Annotated in this window: 22 protein-coding genes and 1 pseudogene; all 23 read right to left on the reverse strand. The window is 34.9% G+C overall.

Going from position 1 to position 18656, the window contains the following annotated elements; all coding sequences use genetic code 11:
• Positions 1-66: 66 nt before the first annotated feature.
• Positions 67-710 (reverse strand): annotated as a pseudogene (locus tag NXS07_RS09285) (SprT-like domain-containing protein).
• A gap of 192 nt (positions 711-902) precedes the next feature.
• The gene (locus NXS07_RS09290) at positions 903-1391 is read right to left on the reverse strand and encodes a hypothetical protein (RefSeq protein WP_258086607.1); all 489 of its coding nucleotides are present in this window, start codon (positions 1389-1391) and stop codon (positions 903-905) included.
• A 24-nt stretch (positions 1392-1415) separates the two neighbouring features.
• Positions 1416-1817 (reverse strand): hypothetical protein, encoded by a 402-nt coding sequence (locus NXS07_RS09295; RefSeq protein ID WP_258086608.1) that lies wholly within the window; start codon positions 1815-1817, stop codon positions 1416-1418.
• 36 nt (positions 1818-1853) lie between these two features.
• A complete protein-coding gene (locus NXS07_RS09300; protein WP_258086609.1) occupies positions 1854-2549 on the reverse strand; it encodes a P-loop NTPase family protein in 696 nt (231 codons plus the stop codon).
• Positions 2550-2918: 369 nt separating this feature from the next.
• Positions 2919-3530 (reverse strand): hypothetical protein, encoded by a 612-nt coding sequence (locus NXS07_RS09305; protein WP_258086610.1) that lies wholly within the window; start codon positions 3528-3530, stop codon positions 2919-2921.
• A gap of 111 nt (positions 3531-3641) precedes the next feature.
• On the reverse strand, positions 3642-3887 hold the full coding sequence (locus NXS07_RS09310; protein WP_258086611.1) for a hypothetical protein: 246 nt from the start codon (positions 3885-3887) through the stop codon (positions 3642-3644).
• A gap of 17 nt (positions 3888-3904) precedes the next feature.
• Positions 3905-4273, reverse strand: a complete 369-nt coding sequence (locus NXS07_RS09315) for a hypothetical protein (RefSeq protein WP_258086612.1) — start codon at positions 4271-4273, stop codon at positions 3905-3907.
• 40 nt (positions 4274-4313) lie between these two features.
• Positions 4314-4802 carry a hypothetical protein gene (locus NXS07_RS09320; RefSeq protein WP_258086613.1) on the reverse strand — a complete coding sequence of 163 codons (489 nt, stop codon included), beginning with the start codon at positions 4800-4802 and terminating at the stop codon, positions 4314-4316.
• A gap of 99 nt (positions 4803-4901) precedes the next feature.
• Positions 4902-5054: a hypothetical protein gene (locus tag NXS07_RS09325; RefSeq protein ID WP_258086614.1), complete on the reverse strand. Its 153-nt coding sequence runs from the start codon at positions 5052-5054 to the stop codon at positions 4902-4904.
• Positions 5055-5121: 67 nt separating this feature from the next.
• Positions 5122-5439, reverse strand: a complete 318-nt coding sequence (locus tag NXS07_RS09330) for a YmdA family protein (RefSeq protein WP_258086615.1) — start codon at positions 5437-5439, stop codon at positions 5122-5124.
• A gap of 136 nt (positions 5440-5575) precedes the next feature.
• Positions 5576-5740, reverse strand: a complete 165-nt coding sequence (locus tag NXS07_RS09335) for a hypothetical protein (RefSeq protein ID WP_258086616.1) — start codon at positions 5738-5740, stop codon at positions 5576-5578.
• Between the two features lie 79 nt (positions 5741-5819).
• A complete protein-coding gene (locus tag NXS07_RS09340; RefSeq protein ID WP_258086617.1) occupies positions 5820-6008 on the reverse strand; it encodes a hypothetical protein in 189 nt (62 codons plus the stop codon).
• A 285-nt stretch (positions 6009-6293) separates the two neighbouring features.
• The gene (locus tag NXS07_RS09345; protein WP_258086618.1) at positions 6294-6860 is read right to left on the reverse strand and encodes a hypothetical protein; all 567 of its coding nucleotides are present in this window, start codon (positions 6858-6860) and stop codon (positions 6294-6296) included.
• A gap of 125 nt (positions 6861-6985) precedes the next feature.
• The gene (locus NXS07_RS09350; protein ID WP_258086619.1) at positions 6986-7168 is read right to left on the reverse strand and encodes a hypothetical protein; all 183 of its coding nucleotides are present in this window, start codon (positions 7166-7168) and stop codon (positions 6986-6988) included.
• Between the two features lie 84 nt (positions 7169-7252).
• Positions 7253-7699 carry a hypothetical protein gene (locus NXS07_RS09355; RefSeq protein ID WP_258086620.1) on the reverse strand — a complete coding sequence of 149 codons (447 nt, stop codon included), beginning with the start codon at positions 7697-7699 and terminating at the stop codon, positions 7253-7255.
• On the reverse strand, positions 7686-7985 hold the full coding sequence (locus NXS07_RS09360; RefSeq protein WP_258086621.1) for a hypothetical protein: 300 nt from the start codon (positions 7983-7985) through the stop codon (positions 7686-7688). The genes NXS07_RS09355 and NXS07_RS09360 overlap by 14 nt, the downstream gene beginning before the upstream one ends.
• 3 nt (positions 7986-7988) lie before the next feature.
• Positions 7989-8525 (reverse strand): hypothetical protein, encoded by a 537-nt coding sequence (locus tag NXS07_RS09365; protein WP_258086622.1) that lies wholly within the window; start codon positions 8523-8525, stop codon positions 7989-7991.
• A 280-nt stretch (positions 8526-8805) separates the two neighbouring features.
• Positions 8806-11505 (reverse strand): autotransporter domain-containing protein, encoded by a 2700-nt coding sequence (locus NXS07_RS09370; protein ID WP_258086623.1) that lies wholly within the window; start codon positions 11503-11505, stop codon positions 8806-8808.
• Between the two features lie 660 nt (positions 11506-12165).
• Positions 12166-12678, reverse strand: a complete 513-nt coding sequence (locus tag NXS07_RS09375; protein ID WP_258086624.1) for an H-NS family histone-like protein — start codon at positions 12676-12678, stop codon at positions 12166-12168.
• Positions 12679-12725: 47 nt separating this feature from the next.
• Entirely contained in the window at positions 12726-14897 is a 2172-nt protein-coding gene (locus tag NXS07_RS09380; protein ID WP_258086639.1) for a type IA DNA topoisomerase, read from the reverse strand.
• Positions 14898-14951: 54 nt separating this feature from the next.
• Positions 14952-15494, reverse strand: a complete 543-nt coding sequence (locus NXS07_RS09385; RefSeq protein WP_258086625.1) for a hypothetical protein — start codon at positions 15492-15494, stop codon at positions 14952-14954.
• Positions 15495-15503: 9 nt separating this feature from the next.
• Positions 15504-17516, reverse strand: a complete 2013-nt coding sequence (locus tag NXS07_RS09390) for a type IV secretory system conjugative DNA transfer family protein (RefSeq protein ID WP_258086626.1) — start codon at positions 17514-17516, stop codon at positions 15504-15506.
• A gap of 93 nt (positions 17517-17609) precedes the next feature.
• Positions 17610-18638: a P-type DNA transfer ATPase VirB11 gene (gene virB11 / locus NXS07_RS09395; protein ID WP_258086627.1), complete on the reverse strand. Its 1029-nt coding sequence runs from the start codon at positions 18636-18638 to the stop codon at positions 17610-17612.
• Between the last annotated feature and the right edge of the window lie 18 nt (positions 18639-18656).

Genomic DNA, 18656 nt, shown 5'->3' on the forward strand with positions numbered 1-18656 from the left:
TGCCTAGTGTCTGGTTGACTCGTTGGCCAACTCACCGGCACTGTTGAAAATGATAGTATTCACACATCATGAGGGGGCTAATGTAATGCTACAATCACCGCAAATAAGGGAGGCGGTAGGTTTAGCCCACGCATTAAGGCCGCATTCAGGACAGGTAAATTTAGTCCTTGTTGCGGCTCCCTTTACAGGTGGCCTAACGTCAATTACTGGCTCAGAGCCGTCTGTATCATCATCGTCGTTAGTGCCTATATCAGTTTTACCCTTGCTGATCAGTTCTAAGTCGTTCTTATCCGTTACACGTAGCCAGTCGTCCAGAATGTCGCCGTTTGTCTTTGACGTAATCACCGCCCCTTGTGACCACTTGTCATACCATGAGATAGAAAATCCGGTCTTGAGCAGGTCATACACCGCTGTTTGAAAACGACCACCACGAATAATGTAATCCGTCATTTGTTGGCCTGTTTTTTTCCCCCGGGGAGGCCAGTATTGGAGGGCATAAGACCAATTTCCTCCATCTTTGCGCCCCAAACGCGATCATGATACCCGCCTCGGCATTTCTTGGCTGGTGTGTGATGTTGCCAGACGTGACACATCTCATGTACCAACGTTGAGAGCGTATCCGGCAAAGAATCAGCGAACAACGTAGCATTGAAAAAATCATATGCTTGCTGTAGTTCGGTATACGCCCTAATTGCAGGTTTGTTACTCATGATTCGACACCTACCGTCAATTTGTATTGCACAATACAATCTCTATCATTTTTAACTATCTTGATGAGCTGCAGGATTTTAAATTGATAGTAGAAGGAAAAGCAGAGAGGCTTAAAGGGGAGGGGATAGATACCCCCTCATAAATATGTAAAAATGGATCACCAATCTACTAATTGTTCGAATTTATACTAATTATAAAAGAGATTTTTTTATTATGTCTATTTTATGTAGTTCATTTTCTTCATCCATTGTCTTTATAAAAAAAGAATCAATTTCATTCCTGTCATTATATTTTATAATTTTTCTAGAATTGAAAATAGCCATAAAAAAATCTCTAAACTCCTTGTCTGTATAGCATTTTACAAAATATCCTAATAACGTCTCTGACGACATGGCTTTTATCATGTTTACCATTCCCACTCCAAATATGAATAAATTTAAAAAAGCAACAAATACAACAGATAAAACAAAAGCAACAAATACAGTAGATAAAACAAATACAGGTTCAGGTTCAGCTAAAACTAAAAAACAAATAGTGCCAGTCATAGATATTGTGAATATAATATAAAGAATTTTTATAAAAAATAAAATTTTTTCATTATATCTATCATGTTCATTTATTTTTTCAAGTATTCTTAATTCTAAATTATCTTTGTTAAATTTAATATTTTCTTTCATCATTGATTACTCTTTTTAAAAATTACATTAACTTAATAGAGGATTAAAAAAATTACAGGACTTACTTTTAGATTCAATTCTATCAACCTGAATAATATTTTTATTACCATATTTTCGGTTATGATATGACAGAGTACCGTTAACGTTTTCACAGGTAACGTAATCATTAAATTTTGAAATTCTCACAAACTGGAAATTAGCCTTGCCTTGATTAATATCTGTAGTGAGATTTCTAATATTCACAACCTCATTGTAACTATAAGCTGTTGTTATATATTCAGTGACTTGTTCTCTTTCTGATTTTCCGTGATGATAATCACCTGAAATTGAGTTAAATGTGATAACAAGCGCCAGAGTAAGAAATATATATTTAATCATTTGTTTAAACTTTAACAGTCTAATCTTGTCACTCCTATATGAATTCTTCATTAATCATTATCCTCAAGCCACTTATCAACTAACTACTCATTTAATATCTATATCTTCAACAGACGGGTTATCTGGCAGAGCACCTACGTGAACTAACTTGGCTGGCTTGCGCATCGTGCGAGAAATAAGATCATGCTGCTCAGATGGTGTTATTTTTGGTAAATCTGGCAAATATAACTCTGTTACTTCATCAAGATTCCACAGGCGACTTTTTACCATGTAAAACTGATTTGTCGCCTCAAGCTGATCATCGGCATAAAGCACAACAATAACTCCAGCAGCTCCTGCATTATGATCTTTCCATGCTTCCGTAATGTCCGCTTCTACGGCATCATCGTAGAACCTGACTCCGCTAATTTTCTTTTTGGCTTTTAAAGCATTCATCACTCCTTCTGCAAAAGTACTACGGCCTGTGTTTTTTTTGCCGTACACACAAAGGATAAATGCCTCGTCTTTTTCCATCACGGACACCAAATCATTGACAGTGGGACTGTCAAAACATGATAAGCCTGTCATGTTTTCATTGACTGTAGTATGCATGATCACACTGAAACGCGGTTGATAATCAAACTGTGCGCTCAATTCAGGTAGTGTGATTGATGCCAATCCTCGCGCAATTACCGCCTTTAAAACATCACCTTCTTTGATTATCGCCTTCTTTTCATCAATCAGATCTACCGTCATGGCCTCAATTTTCGACCATTGTTCACTATCAATATGCTTTGTTGGCATAACAACCTCACGTTCTAATAAATTAGATTTAATGAATTCTAATATATTAGAACATGATTATTTTTGCAACATCAAAAAATCCTTAACGTGTGAATTCGATGTGGCTTTAATTTTCTTTCGTCTCCGACCGTTTAACATCCTCATCGCTTTAGATGATGTTCTTACAGTTCGCTACGCTCACGGCTTGGCAGGAAGTGGGGAGGTTAGGTAAATTATACCAGCCCCCTTCTTTTTATCAGAGGATTAACGGTAGGTGCTCTCTGTGGGTTGCGATGTGCCTCTTCCCTCATACCCTGACGGGCACAAATCAAAAAGGGGCTATACGCCCCTTGATTAAAAATAAAAGCCCTAATGGGCTTTTATTTAGTTTCATATTTCTTTCGATAAGAATTTGAATTTTTCTTTTAGTTCTTCTTGATCTTGTGAATTTTCTTCCTCATGAATAAACTTTAATATGGACTCAACTTCAAAACCATTCTTTTTTATCTTTTTTTGTAATTTTTCAAAGTTGTTATTGTCATTTGGTTTGTATGTTATTAATAAATCATCGATTTCATTATATTTCTTCTCTAGGAATAAATAGTAATCATCAGTCTCCATATATATATTTCTTTTTTTTGTTGCTATTGTTTCTCTTTTTTTATCTATTGATGATATTACATAATTACTTACATATTTTCCCGGAATAGAAAAAATACAACCCCATAACATTATAGTAAAAATATTAGCTAATACAAAAAACCAATCATCTCCAACGCTTGATTTATTGCCTGAAAACTGAGAGTCTAAGAATAAAAATATTAAATATCCTCCTGTAATAAGAATCAGCATGTGTAAAAAAAAGCAGACTAAAGAAATTACTTTTTCTTTTATATTATAGCGTGGTGTAAAGTATTCAAGGCTATTTGCTCTTTTTATCATTATAGAAAGATCTTTCATTTTTTTTAACATTTCTTTATTGCATGTAGTTTGTTCTGTCATTCTTATATTCCTCATTCGTTTTCTTTCGAATTACGCTATTTTTTCAAAAAATCTATCAAATTATCCGTTGAAAATTTTCCATGTTTTAAACAATAATCGGTGATTTCTTTTTTAGAATTTAACCCCATGTGTTATCAAGACCAAGCATAAAAAAGAACTTAATAAGTGCATCAAGAATCCTACAATAAAAAGTATGTCATCATCCACGCCTATTCTGATATGAAAAAATGAAAAACATATTAATATAAATCCTAATACTCCCATTGACAATGTTATCATTCCAAATTTAAACATTGTTTTATTAAATTTTGATACTTTATTATTCAACATGTTTTTTAATATTTTTTGTTCATTCATTTTTACCCCTAATATCATTATTTTTTGTTATCTAAATAAGCCTTGATTGCATCATCGTACTCACTTGAATTAACATTTACAATTGTATCATTACAATATAAACGGTTGGTATCTGATTTTAAAAAGCCAATGTTAATATTTAATTCAAGCGCTTTGCAATTATTAGTGAAATATTCACCGGCCTTGATTCTATTATCTATATCCTTAGAATTAGAATAAAGGAAAAAACCAATTAAACCAAATATCACTGCTAATGTTGGAGTGCTATACTTTCCTTTATTTTTTAAATTTTCATAGAATGAAATTATTAAAATAATAACGCATAATATGATAAAAAACAAACCAGTGTAGTACATATTAAAAATATCTCCTATATGAATTTTCATTAATCATTATCCTCAAGCCACTTATCAACTAACTGATTTATTACGTCCTACCCTGTGGGGGTTTTGGTGTTGATTCGTTTTTGAAAAAGCATTTTGATTGAACTCCACTATCATAACAAATCATTTCAATCTTGTTCTTATTTTCTTCAAGCTGTGATTTTACTTCATTATTAAGTTCACTAATACAAGATGGATAACTATTATACTGGTAAGTTTTAATTGATAATTCTATATTTTTAGGTAAAAAAACATCTTTACCGTAGATCTCAAAAACTCCTTTATCGGTGGTAATTTTATGAAACGGATAATCACCGAAATAAAGCACACTGATATTTTGTTTTATTTTTGAATGTGACTGAAATAAACCAATATTTTCATTTTTAACTTGTGATTTATCCTGATAATTCATCACGTTATTCATACATCTATCAAAATTATTTAATTCATTATTTATGATGCCCGTTGAAATTGTTGCGATGATTATAAATGAAATTAAAACAATAACAGCAATGCCAATAATATTTTTCATATTTATTTGCCAATTCATATTAAATTAGAATTTGATTAAAATACTTTGCCTACTTTAAGATAAAGATACCATTTTGGCTCCCGTTAAAATTTTATCAACTTACACAATAATAGCAAGGTAAAAATACATTACTTTCAAGTGCATTATAAAAAGAAATTGAACTTGGGTTTCATCGGTTTCACCCGCTTCTTTCGCTATAGCAATCCAACTGGCAGTACGCCCTAGGTCATGCGCTAAACGTACATGTGACATTTGAAAACCTCACATGATATAAGTTTATTTTTGTCGCGGTGGGGCATCCCGCCGTTTTACATTGAGATTAAATGTGATCTACTATTAATATAGCCGTGTCTGTAGAAAACCATTTTATAGAAAATTCTGCTTGTTTTTCTAATCTCCCTTTTATTTCCTTATCTTTTTCTAAGTTGATATTTTTTAATATATTTTTATAATTATCAAAACATTGGATTTCAGCATTGTTTTCATCACTCACCTTCATAGAACAAGGTGGAGAAACAATTGCACCTGAAAATCTGATAACACCTGAATTATTATTCTGTGAAAAAGAATTTGATGATAATAAAGTTGAAATAAGTATAGTTGTAAAAAAAACTGGTTTTAATAGCATAGTTTTCATAGTTAAGATGCCTTACTGTTTAGTGTGATTTAATTAGGCTATATAATGAGCCGCATGGGGGGCGGCTCATTACTTACTACTTTATTAATATAGAATATTATTCTATTGGTTAAACCATAGAGATTATTGATTATTGTTAATCAACTTCTACAGTAATATTTGCTTCTGGAAAGTTACATAGCTCAAGACTAATTACAGCATTATCTTGAATTAGATCTTGTAAATCTTGGATGTTGTCGCTTTCAGATTGGGTGTATGCCTGAGCTTCTTTTTTGCTCATTTTTATGTGCATTTCTATCATGTTAGGTTGCCTTACTGTTTAATGATTATGAAGCTACACGGTGAATCGTATGGGGGTACGGTTCACCACTATTTTTGTTCTATTCCTCGCTATCTAATGGTTTTTCTAAATTCCTACGCCACGAATATAAATTATGATTTATTACAACAAAATCATTTTTAATCCATTGACTAACTAACTGTGGCGATACACCTTGTTGGCGCGCGAATTCTGCTTTCACTCCTTTATAATAAATTTCTATATAATCACTTAAGCTATGAACGTCCATAATCTACTCTTGCTGTAACAATAAACTGGTTTAGTAAATTTATAATACAGTCATAGAATATCAAAATGTGACTGTATTTTTTTTCTCCTATTTACATCAGTTAATTATCATGTAAAACACATGATAATGCAAAACAAATGATAAAGCAAAACACTTTATGTTTTTAATGTAAAAAAACCATCGTTTTTTTGACATAGTTCAAACTTTTTTCATATGGAGTATCTAATAATCTTCGAAAAGCCCTTAAAATAGTGTGCTCGCGCCCTGCAATTGCTGATGCGTTTTTCACTTATCCAGTAATCCTCGTTCAACCCCAGGTATGTCGAAAACTGGAATGCCCCCTCCTTTTTTTGATTTCATACTGGACGATATAAAACTGCTCACTATATTACGATATATTTTAGTTTCAGATATTGGCTTACCTTTTAAACTGTAATTACCGTTATTATCACAATCGACTAAATTACCATCAACCCAAACAGCTTCTATAATTTCAATCGATTGCCTATATTTAATAAGTAGTTTTCCCGTATTCGCATGATCACAAACAAAAGAAATGTTAACCTTAACCGAATCAGGGGAAAGATAATTAGCGTAATCCGCAGGTATGCTAGTTTCAAAACTGCTCGAACTCGGAGGGAGCATGACAGGATCACCGGTGGAAACAGTATTTATAGACCTCAACATTACTATGCCTGAAATACCAACCAGTAACACAATCCCCATTATTACACCAAAAATCAGCATAAATATTTTCGCTGGGGAATATTTATTCATACCATGCGTAAATTCATTGAGCCTCTGCTCTACTTGAATGACTTTGCGTTCCCCTAAATTATTTGTATTTTTCATGACCATCATCTCCAGTTAAAACATTGAAAAAACCCAAAGACCCAACACCAAATAACGCTCCCACACAATCGAAGTCAACAAAAAACCCCATGATTTATAATGAGGCTTTTAAATATGTTAAGTGTTTACTGATCTTCTTTTTCTACCAAACGACATATGTCAGACATAAGCAACTGAATATGCCCTGCGGACGCAACGATTATTTCTTTATCTTGTATTTCGTCAGAAGAGTTAACGATAATAGCCAGATGTTTATTTATATCTGATGCAAGATTATATAACTCTTCCTCTTTAGTTAATTCACTCATTTTTTCGCCTGTTTGTTTTCAAATTCAAACGTGCTTTAATAATATCATTCGCAATTTGTGGTTTTTCCGCAATAAATAATCTTTTCATCGAATCACCTCTTTTTCAGGAAAACTAATCATAAAATAACTAACCGTCCGGCCTTGTAACCTATCAATGAAATCATTAATTTCATCACAAGACACATGAGCAAAATAACGAATAAAATCGACTAACGATGAAAATACAGACAAATACGAATAATCACTATCCCGATAAAGACTTTGAGCATCCCTCCCATATTCAATACAAAATGCTTTTAGCAAAACTATAGTATCGTTATTATTCGATTTCATTTCCATAACAGGATATGAACAAGGTAACTTTGAAAAATTAACAACATCAATATCCATTACCTCATCACCCTGAATTTTTTTATTAATAATCTCTCTCAATTCAAGACCTTCTGAATTGCAATCAGTAATATCAGCAGAAAGATCTACACAATGAAAAAAACAAGTATCTAATCGTTGTATTTCTTTATTTGTTAACATAAATCACCTGTTTTAGTATTACCTGCCCCTCGTCATCAGGATCGCCAGCAATCGGTAGCCCTATAAGAGGATTTGCTCGCGCAAATGCTCTTAGTTCATTAAGATTTTCATCCATAACTCTATTGTAGGTATCACAGATGAATTGTTGAAGAGACTGATTAAACGTTGCCCCAGAATGGTCACAGCACAAAGAGAATGACCCACAGGCCAAACATTGTTTAGCTGGTTCACCATCATTATCGGCAAAAGATAATTCATTGCATTGTTTACATCGCATAACAGACATTGTTTACTCCTCCTTTACTGTATCTGCGTTTGCAGCAAAATATTTGCATATCCTTTCATTTTTATAACGCATGAATATGTTTGAAAGATAGAATGGAAAACCATTACAAAGTATTTTTAAAAAAAGATAACTCAGTGAAGACAAAATAAAGATATCAATAATAATAAAATGGTACATTCCGATTACCTGTAACAATAAAACAATATCATCAATATTTATTTGTTTTATTGTTAATGGATCATATATGCAATAGGCAATAAATACCAATAAAATAATTTTAGGGGAATGGAGCAAAATACCCCACAAAGAGATAATAAACTCGCCAAACAACCAAGCTACAAAACGTAATATATTGACGGACGTAAGAAAGTCATAATAAATATTAAGCAATTGCTTTTTAGGGATTTGCACTGTCTTTTTTGAATTTGATGATTCAAATTGAACATTTACCGTACCATTTCCATAGTACCACTTACAAAAAACAATGAATATAATGTATATCCCAATAATCATTATTAAAAACAGAGCTAGACCTGTCATTTTAAAATCCTTTATATGTAATAAAATCAATTATTTTGATTCTCAATAGTTTTTTTGAAAAAAACAGATTCGCCTGTTTTGTTTTAAACTTACCAACCTATACACCAGATTTTTTCCTTTCTATTTTTTTTATATAATAACCAATGAAAAAAAAGAAAAAAGTCATTAACATGATTAGTAATACCATGCCTATTACAAAATCAAACACAATCAACCTCACTAATTTATTTTAAATTCCTGAGCAGGCGGATCTACCGCCTGTTATTACTTATCAACAAAATTAGAAACGATATTTAATATTTAATAATCCTTCTACGCCTTGTTTATCTCCTACATAACCAGTTAATTTCATCTCACCACTGAAATTAGATTTTTCTCCAAATTCAATACCAAATGAAGCAAAGCCACTGCCTCCAGTAGAGGAAGTATCCTGCATAGAAATTCCCTCTATGGTTCCTTTGGTTTTCCCATCAAACTCATATTGATAGCCCAATCCTGTATTTAAAATTACATTTTCATCTATGCTAACATTTAACGTTGCATCTAATTTAGTTTGATGTGAGTTAACAGAATTAAACTTGATCCTCTCTTCACCAATAGGTGATTTAGTATTAATTTCATCTTTACCCACATGTGTATATTGATAAATACCACGAATAGTTACAGACTTGTCGTTATCAATATTTATTTTTTTATCAATACCAATATGTGCTCCCCAATACATAGAATCACTATTATATTGACTGGTAATGTTTTTATTAATACCAAAATCATTTGTTTTAAAATCGTAATTTAACTTCCCACCTCTCAGTGAAGTTGTAACTCTAATATTTTCATTAAGTCCTTTCTTTTGTAAGACTATTCCGCCCCCTCGATAGTTAGCATTCCCTTTTCCTTTTACTGTCGGCAAACGACTTTCGTTATGTGAAATATAAGATGAACTTCCCGTTTCAAAAAACAGCCCAATTGAAGAATCTAGCTTTTCTGAATAAATCGCATTTCCTACTAAAAAATGACTAGCTATTAAGTCTAGTTTCTTACCTATATTAAATCGATTTTTACCTGATTCTACTAATGCAAAAGACTCAATATGATCACCTTTTAAATTAATTTTTTTAATCAGCCCATTATTAATAGACAACATTCCAGCACTTCTCCCACTCAAATAAGCTTGTGTTTGTGGGTTTAGTTCCGGCTCTGGTTTCGGCTCTGGTTTCGGTTCTGGTTTTGGCTCTGGTTTTGGCTCTGGCTTCGGCTCTGGTTTTGGCTCTGGCTTCGGCTCTGGTTTTGGCTCTGGCTTCGGCTCTGGTTTTGGCTCTGGCTTCGGCTCTGGCTTCGGCTCTGGTTTTGGCTCTGGCTTCGGCTCTGGTTTTGGCTCTGGCTTCGGCTCTGGTTTTGGCTCTGGCTTCGGCTCTGGCTTCGGTTCTGGCTTCGGCTCTGGTTTTGGCTCTGGTTTTGGCTCTGGCTTCGGCTCTGGCTTCGGCTCTGGTTTTGGCTCTGGCTTCGGCTCTGGTTTTGGCTCTGGCTTCGGCTCTGGCTTCGGTTCTGGCTTCGGCTCTGGTTTTGGCTCTGGCTTCGGCTCTGGTTTTGGCTCTGGCTTCGGCTCTAAAACAAATGGAGTCACATTAACGATAATTGATTCTTTACCATTTTCTGTTTTTTTCTTTTCTAGTCCGAAATATAATAACGTCGCTGTACCTAATGTTGTTTCTGAATTAATAAGTTTTGCGTCACCGATTACATTACTCATTAATATGGCATCTCCCCCATTAACTAACTCTGAATCTTTATGAATACCATCAACTGTTACTGTTGATTTACTCACATCAATAGCGTCAATTGTATTGAGTAAAATATCACCATCTTTGATGTTTTCATTTAGAAAAAATTTATAGTTCTCAAATCCTGATACAGATTTTAATTTTAATGGATCTGCCCTAAAATTGAATATATTTCCTGTTAATCTATTTCTATCCCCGAAGTTCTGACCAGACAATATTGTTGCACGTTCTGGAGCATTGAATTCAATATGACCATCCAGCGTTATGTCAACACCACTGATATTTTGGGAATGAGATGTTTTGATTCCTAAAATATTCACCTTAGAATTAAACACCACATCTTTTAAGCGCACAAAAACGGGAGTATAGGTTTCCGTCATACTGGAAAACAAACCAGTAATATCAACAAAATAATTAAAATTCGATTTCTCAATGCTTACCGAGTTATTCTCATTATTACCATTACTGGCTAAATTCATTACACCATAAATTCTAACGTAATCGTCAAAAATAGAATTATTAATATTAACTCTATTTTCGACCAATGTTGCATTAGAAATATTTCCAGCAATACCACCTACTAAAAGAGCATATTTTTCAAATTTAGAATTATCTATTTTAACTAAATTATTTTTCAATACTGCGGTGTACTTTTTACCCCCCCCCACCTGAACCCCATACATAATAGATTCATTCATAAAATGTGAATTATTAACAATCACAGAAGAATCATTTATCTGAGTATCAGCAGTTCCTATGGTAAATGTTCCACTAATATCAGATTTTCCTTTCACTACAACATTTTTTAATGAAACTGTATTTTCTCTAGCTTTGGCTCCACTACCTGCATAAACATACGCTCCTGAAGAATTTAACCCTCCAAGTTCACTATCAGATATTATTACTTTATTTTTCTCAATAAAATTATCACCATGAAATGCAGGAGTCTCACCACCATGTAATATGAAATCACCATTTGATAAAATATTTTCCATTGTCAGTGAATTTTTACTAACGCCAGTTTTACCATTAGTGCCATTACTATAACCTGAAAAAAATTTTCCACCTGAAACGTCTGTAACAATACAATGACTATTATTATGAGAATTTATTTTTTGACGACATTCTTCCGCTAATATTTCTTCGCTGTAAATTGCAGAAAAAACAAGAACAGAAAGAAGATTGATTTTTCTTTTCATATAGTTAAGTTGCCTTACTGTTTATTTAAAAAAATACCAATACTCAGCGCACCATATGGGGGTATGGTGCTCCACATTAAGCATCCTTTTTTTAAAGAATAGGCTTTAATATTAAAAAAAAGATGATTGCAGTCCGAAAAACTGCTAATTTAAATAGCGTAGTTTTCATAGTTAAGTTGCCTTACTGTCTAATAATTGTGAAGCTACACGGTGAGCCGTATGGGGGTACGGCTCACCACCTCACTCCCAGCCTGACGCATGGTTTCTGTATACACAAGTTTAAAAAGAACTTTTAAAAAAGTAACGTCTACAGCCGAATAATATTAATTTCTGATTCATCTTTGGTGATTTGTCGTTACGTGAGGGGATTGCGCGCCCCCACGTAACTCACAGGAAAATCAATATTGATACTTTTACGTTTTCATTTTTCACAGTTCACCCACTTTCCAATCGTAATTTGATTTGACCTATAATAATGAAAAATAAAGATTTGTCTGTCCCACCTAACGGTACGTCAAAAAATGAGTAGAAATAAAAAAAACCACCTAGAATCGGTGGTTTAATAAAAAATTTCTGGATTTTGTAATATTTTGTTACATTTTATTTAAGTAAAGAATCAGCAAATAATGCCTCTATAAAAGGTGCTATTGCGATTATCCTTCAACCCTGACCTTTTTCTATTTCTATTTCTTTATTGTATTCTTCGGCGTAAAGTGCCAGTGTTTCGTCTGTTTCTCCCGCCTCTTTCGCTACAGCAATCCAATTTGCTGTACGCCCACGGCTATAGGTTTCCCACTCGCCGGTTGTAGGATTTTTCCAAGCTAAACGCGCCTTGGCTGGTGCTGATTTTCCTTTACTACGGGCTTTCTTCGTATTAACCTGACCCGTAGCAAGTAACTCAGCCGTAATTGGCCGTAAATACTCATTAGGCACTGGCAATCCTGCCGCTTCAAGTAATTCAACTGCCTGAATACGTTTTTCGTTACGTGCTACTGCTTCGGTTTCATATTGACGGAATTCAGCTTCTTTCTCTTCCTTAATTGACAATAACTTATCAACAATGTCATCAATAGAATCAATTGTTGATTGTTTGAAACAACTACGAATAGCAGTAATGCTGACTAGCGTTTTACGGGTAATGTCATACTCATCATTTTTTGTTAAATCGTTCATATTTGCCTCTTATTATTAAAAACCATCAAATTCACTGTATTTTAAGATCACTTCTTACCTTTATTTTCATACTTAAAGATAACTTTCCCTGATGCTTTATCTAAAACTAATTTAGCATCAAATAGCTTACCCGCTTTACTTTTAAAGCCTTTGATAATGCCTGTTTCCCCTTTCTCAATCAATGTTTCTGCTTGAGTTCGGGTGATTTTTTTTCCGGCAATTTCTTCCCAGATAACAAAACCGCAACGTGCCTTACAAGATGCAAACGCTTTACTATTTTCCAACAATTCGCTTTTACACAATGGACAGGAAACAGAAAGCTTATTTTCAGAGGAAGAAGCATCCACTTTCAAATTATCTGAAATACCGAAATCAATTAATTCTTGAATATCAGCATAGAGATCTTTCACGAAAACCTCAACATCCAACTGACCTTTTTCTATTTCTTGCTGCTTCTCCGCCCATAATGCCGTTAAGTCGGGTTGAGTGACCATCAGAGGAAGAGAATGATAAAAATCTAATCCCGCTTGAGTGGGAATCAACTTTTGCTTTTCAATGGCAATAAAGCCCCGATTAACTAATAAAGGAACAAAACTATCGCGTGTTGCTGGAGTGCCTATCCCGCCAAACTCCCCTTTTTTTCCTGCATCTTTAGCCTTTAAAACAGCTTTGATTTTTGGATCAATCACAAAATCAGCAATACGGGAAAGGGCAGCCAGTAAAGAAGATTCTGTGAAAAGCGGAGGCGGGGTTGTTTCTTTATTTTCATAATCGCATTTTTCACAAGAAACGCTTTCGCCCGTTCTGAGTTTAGCAATGATTGCATAATCACTATCAGAATCCGTTTTTTCTTCTGATACTTCTTCATCATCAGATTGATTTTGATAAAACGTCGTATAGCCTTTTTCTTGAATTTCAGTTGCGCGGCAACTGAATGTTTCCAAATCCCATTTTAAAATCGCTAACGCTTCTTTAAAAATTTTAGGAGGCAAAAATTGAGCAATATAACGTTCGGCAATCGTTAAATACACGACACGTTCGTCATCAGTGAGTTTATTTAAGTCTGGTACATTAGTCGTAGGGATAATAGCGGTGTGAGCCGTGACGTTATCGGTATTAAAGGCTTTACTTTTTTGTCTTTTATCAATGGGGTAATCGGAAAACTGACTTAATCCCTGTTTTAACACATTGAGTAGTTCAGGGGCTTCTTTAAATTGCTCATCAGAAAGATACTGACAATCCGAACGGTTATAGGTAATTGCTTTATATTTTTCCCGTAAATCTTGGGTAATTTTTAACGTTTTTTTCGCTGAAAACTTATGAGATTGACTCATGGCTTGCTGTAATTTCAGCAAATTAAACGGTAATGGTGCAAATTCTTTTTTATCGCATACTGCGGCTGAAACCACATCAAACGATTTGCCCGTTAAATGTTTAGATAGCCGATCAGCACATCCCTCATCATTTAACCGTTTCTTTTCGTCTTGCGGCGCGTTTTCGCTCACTTTCCAGTTCGCCCCAAACAATCCGTTAGCTGTTTTAAATTCGCCTTTGATGGTTTGATAAAACCCTTTAACGTGGTTTTTATTATCCAAAAATCGTTTACAGATTAAGCCTAATATGGGGGTTTGAACCCGACCAACCGAAAGAACGCCGCGATAGCCTTTTGCTTGAGCCGCTAAAGTATAGGCACGCGTCATGGACTTCCCGTAAATATCATCCCCAACACTTCGGGCAAGGGCTTTTAAATATAAGCCTTGGAACTGCTTATTGTCTTTTAAATTGTTTACGGCGCGTTTTACACCCGCATCCGTGTTATCTTGCAATAACAACCGTTTAACGGTTTTTTTATAGTTAGCGTAAATCAAGACTTCATCCACTAACAATTGCCCCTCATCATCAGGATCGCCCGCATTCACTGCGCTATCTGATTTTTTAAGGAGATCTAAAATAACATTCAGTTGTTTTTTAGCATTTGCTTTAGGTGTTAGTTTTAACGGGTAGAGTTTAAGGGGTAAATCAGCCGTATTCCATTGTTTATAAGACGGGTTATAAACTTCAGGTTCGGCACTTTCAAGAATATGGCCAAAACACCACGTTACAATGTCACTTCCTACCGTGCAAAAACCATTACGACTATCCGCACCTGTAAAACTCCCCCCTAATGCTTTAACAATATCTTTAGCCACATCGGGTTTTTCTCCAATCCATACACGCATAATTTTCATAATTTTACCTCAGTTTCTTTAATTTTAGATTGATACCAATATAAATTATCGGCTATTTCCGATTTGCCGATCACCTCGATAACCCCGATATTGGCCAGCTTTGAAATTTTTATTCATTGTTTCTGATAAAGGTTTCCCCCATCGTTCTTCTTCATGAACGTATACCCCAGAACCGTCATAGAAAGTTGTTGTATAAATTTCAGTGTTTGTACAAATTGCTTGAATCCCGCTGTAACGGCTAATATCCCAATAAATATCCCCATTTTCAGGGCAGTTTCGACCGTTTCCGGTAGAGATTTTTCCTTTGCCATAATTCGTATACGTTTTGTATTTTCGCTTATAGCTGTATGGCTCAGGATCATTTCCAACCGCACAACTTTCCCAACTCGGCAACGGGGATTTCCCTTTTTTTAAACGCTTTTTAAACGCGCTGCGCGCCCCGCCACACCCCTCGCCAAATCCAGCAGGCAAACATAACCAAATCGCGCATTCGTCTTGGCTGGCTGCCTGTGCTTCGTTTTCAGGCAATACCCCCAAATATCCCACTAACGCCATTAATGTGATTGCCATTGTTTTTTTCATTTTCATAGAAACCTCTTAATCAAAATCAGGTTCAACAACAAAATTTGCATCACGCAACATCATTTCATGTAATGCTTTTGCCAGTTCATCTTGCTCTATCGTTAAAACAGGAATATCGGGAATATGCGTTTCCGCATATTTTTTACGATCACTAAAATAAGGTTCGTCAAAATAAACAATTTTATTTGCAATAAACGAACGACTAAATTCACTTTTCACAATTTCACGCAATGCCATTCCCGATGAATGTTTTATATCTCGCAATTCAACAATTTCCTGCGGTAACATCAGTGCGCGTTTTTGAATACTGGTACTGGTTGATTTAGATGTCGATTTACCCTTACTCACGCTCGTGCTGGTGATTTTCATATCATAATACCCCAGTGTTTCACTCATTTTTTTTACAGAATCATCAACCTCCTTTGGTGGATAAAACAATTCAACCGCACAGTTTTTCAAAATGGTATTACCCCCATTTTTACCGTACCCTTTCTTTTCATCAAATAGCTGTTCTTGGTTTTGCAAAATAAAGACAAAACGCATGTTATAACCAGCGGTAAACGCTAACGACATTTGAATAATGTCTAAACATCCTATTGAGGTAAATTCATCGAGCGTCATTAAACATTGGTATTTTAATGATGAATCATGTTCCGGTAACGTTCGGACGTTTTCATTTAATAACTGACTAAAAAATAGATTCGTCAAACGGGCGTATTGACTCAAAGCTGCCGGAGCTAAACCAAAATAAACCGTCATGCGTTTACGTCTAACATCCCGTAAATCAAAATCATTTCCATCCGTTGCCGCTGCCGTCACAGGGTTCGCAAACATTTTCATGTTGGCGTTAAAGGTCAACATAATACTTTGTTGCTGTTCGGGCTTTTGCTGTGAAAATTGACGCATGAGCGTTACTGTATCGTCGGATAACAAACAAAGCTCTGGACGCACGGCATTTTTATTACCACTTTGTACACTGGCGATATAGGCATTCCAAGCGGCTTTATTTTCATCCGTATTACGTGCCGCAATTTCCTGAATAAACCAATCCCCTAATGTTGTTCCATTCTTAGGCACTGATAAACTAAACACTTGAGACATGGTAACTTTGTATTTTGGCTTTACATGCTCTTCATAATGCACAGAACCGTCTTTTTCTATCTCGATATCTTCGGTGATAGTTTCACTTTCTGTATCGAGTAAAAACAACACAAGGGCATTAAATACGTTCGCGGATAGATCCGTCCACATATCATTTTTATCCCCTGTTAAAGGGAATAAAATAGAAGAAATCTTGGTTAAATCACCAAAACGATTAATCGGATCACGGCGAATATAAAAAATCGGATTATAGCGATGACTCCGTAATTTTTTCTCTTTCATATCTTCGCTATCAAGATATCCATCGGGACAAAATAAGAATACCTCTTGTTGCAGTTTATCTTTTCGATGCCCTGCCGTTGAAATAAAGTTTTCTAACTTAATATCTAAAACGACTAAAGACTCAAAATAGTAAAGGCAGTTAGGAATAACAATTCCCACCCCTTTACCGCTTCGTGTTGGCGCATAGAGCATTAAAAACTGTTGCCCCATATACTGAATATATTGCCCTTTATAACGTCCTTTATCCATTTTACCAATCAATACTGCGGTAGAGGCTTTTTTATTTTTTTTATTTTTGGCGGGAAAAAACCCTGATTTAGCTAAATCCATATCCGTAGCAAATCGCGCAGCCCCGTGTAACGTTTTTTTGGGTTTTAGCCCGATAATGATTAAAACAATAAACGCCACATAAATAATGAAAGGGGCTAACCCTCCGGCAATTCCCGCTAACAAATATTTTTGATACGCCTTTTGCCCCGAATACAATTGATAGGTATCAATAAAAGTGTTCCACTTAACCTTTTCAAAATTAATGGGCATTCCAACCATTTTTAAAAGTGCAATACTGGACGTAAAAAAACTCGCGCTGACCGCAATAAAAAAAAGGAAAACCAAAAAGAAAACTATTGCTTTTTTATTTGGCATATATACTCCGTATTAAACATCGAGTAAAAATTAGTTTTGCTATTATTTTCGTCAGAACCAAGACGAAACACGACTTTATTTGCTAGCAAAAGATTACATTTCCGATAAAATTTTCATTTTTTCAAACGGATCAAAGTAAACTTCCGTCATGTAGGTTTTGTTAAAAAATAGAATAATATCGATACTGGATTTAATTGTTTTTTGGACTAAATCCATATCCAGCGTTAAACCAACCGTAGACTGTTTAACAATCGAGGCAAGGCGCGCAAAAGACGCATAAGTGTTATTCGCATGGATAGTGGTAATACTCCCCTCATGGCCTGTATTTAACGCTTCTATATAGCTCCACGCTTCATCACCGCGCAGTTCCGCAAGAAAGATATGGTCGGGTTTCATTCGCATAGCCGATTCAATCAAATAACGCGGTTGAATCCCGCCCGCTTTATAGAACAAATGCACTTTATTAAGGTGATACGGCAAAGACATTTCGTGGATATCTTCAATGGTGATAATACGTCTGTCTTTCGGGAATTCGTCTGCTATCGCTTTACCAAAGGTCGTTTTACCTGAGCCTGTTCCCCCAACGATTAAGAAGTTACAACGCGCCTCAACGCCTTTACGGAAGAAATCTTCATACAAAATAGGGTTATCTAATGCCTGTTGATATAACGCCCATAATTTTTCTTGTTCCTCCGTTAATTCCCCCGTTACCCTTTTCGCTTGTTTTGCTTTTGAAAACCGCCCAGACTTTGCATAATCACCCAATGTAAAACGGGTTAATGATGGTTTACGAATGGTCATAGAAAACATGCCGTCCATACAGGCCGGAGGAATGATGATCTGAGAACGCTCCCCATTTGGAAGTACCAAAGATTTAATCGGGGATTGTTCATTAATAACACCCGCATTGTTATATGTTGATAAGGCGGTTGCTAAATGCAATAAATTATTTAGCGTTGCCCCACTTTCTTCAAAATATTGCCAACCCTCATCACCCTCTAAAATAATTTCATTTGGCTTATTGATAATAATTTCAGATACACCTTTCGTATCAAAGTATTTTTGAATGCCAGTCTTTTCAAGATAGTTAATAACGGTGGAATCTTTTTTATTGTTATTCATTTTTAAACCCCAAAGAAA

It is taken from the genome of Xenorhabdus bovienii (assembly GCF_024721015.1).
Lineage (GTDB): Bacteria > Pseudomonadota > Gammaproteobacteria > Enterobacterales > Enterobacteriaceae > Xenorhabdus > Xenorhabdus bovienii.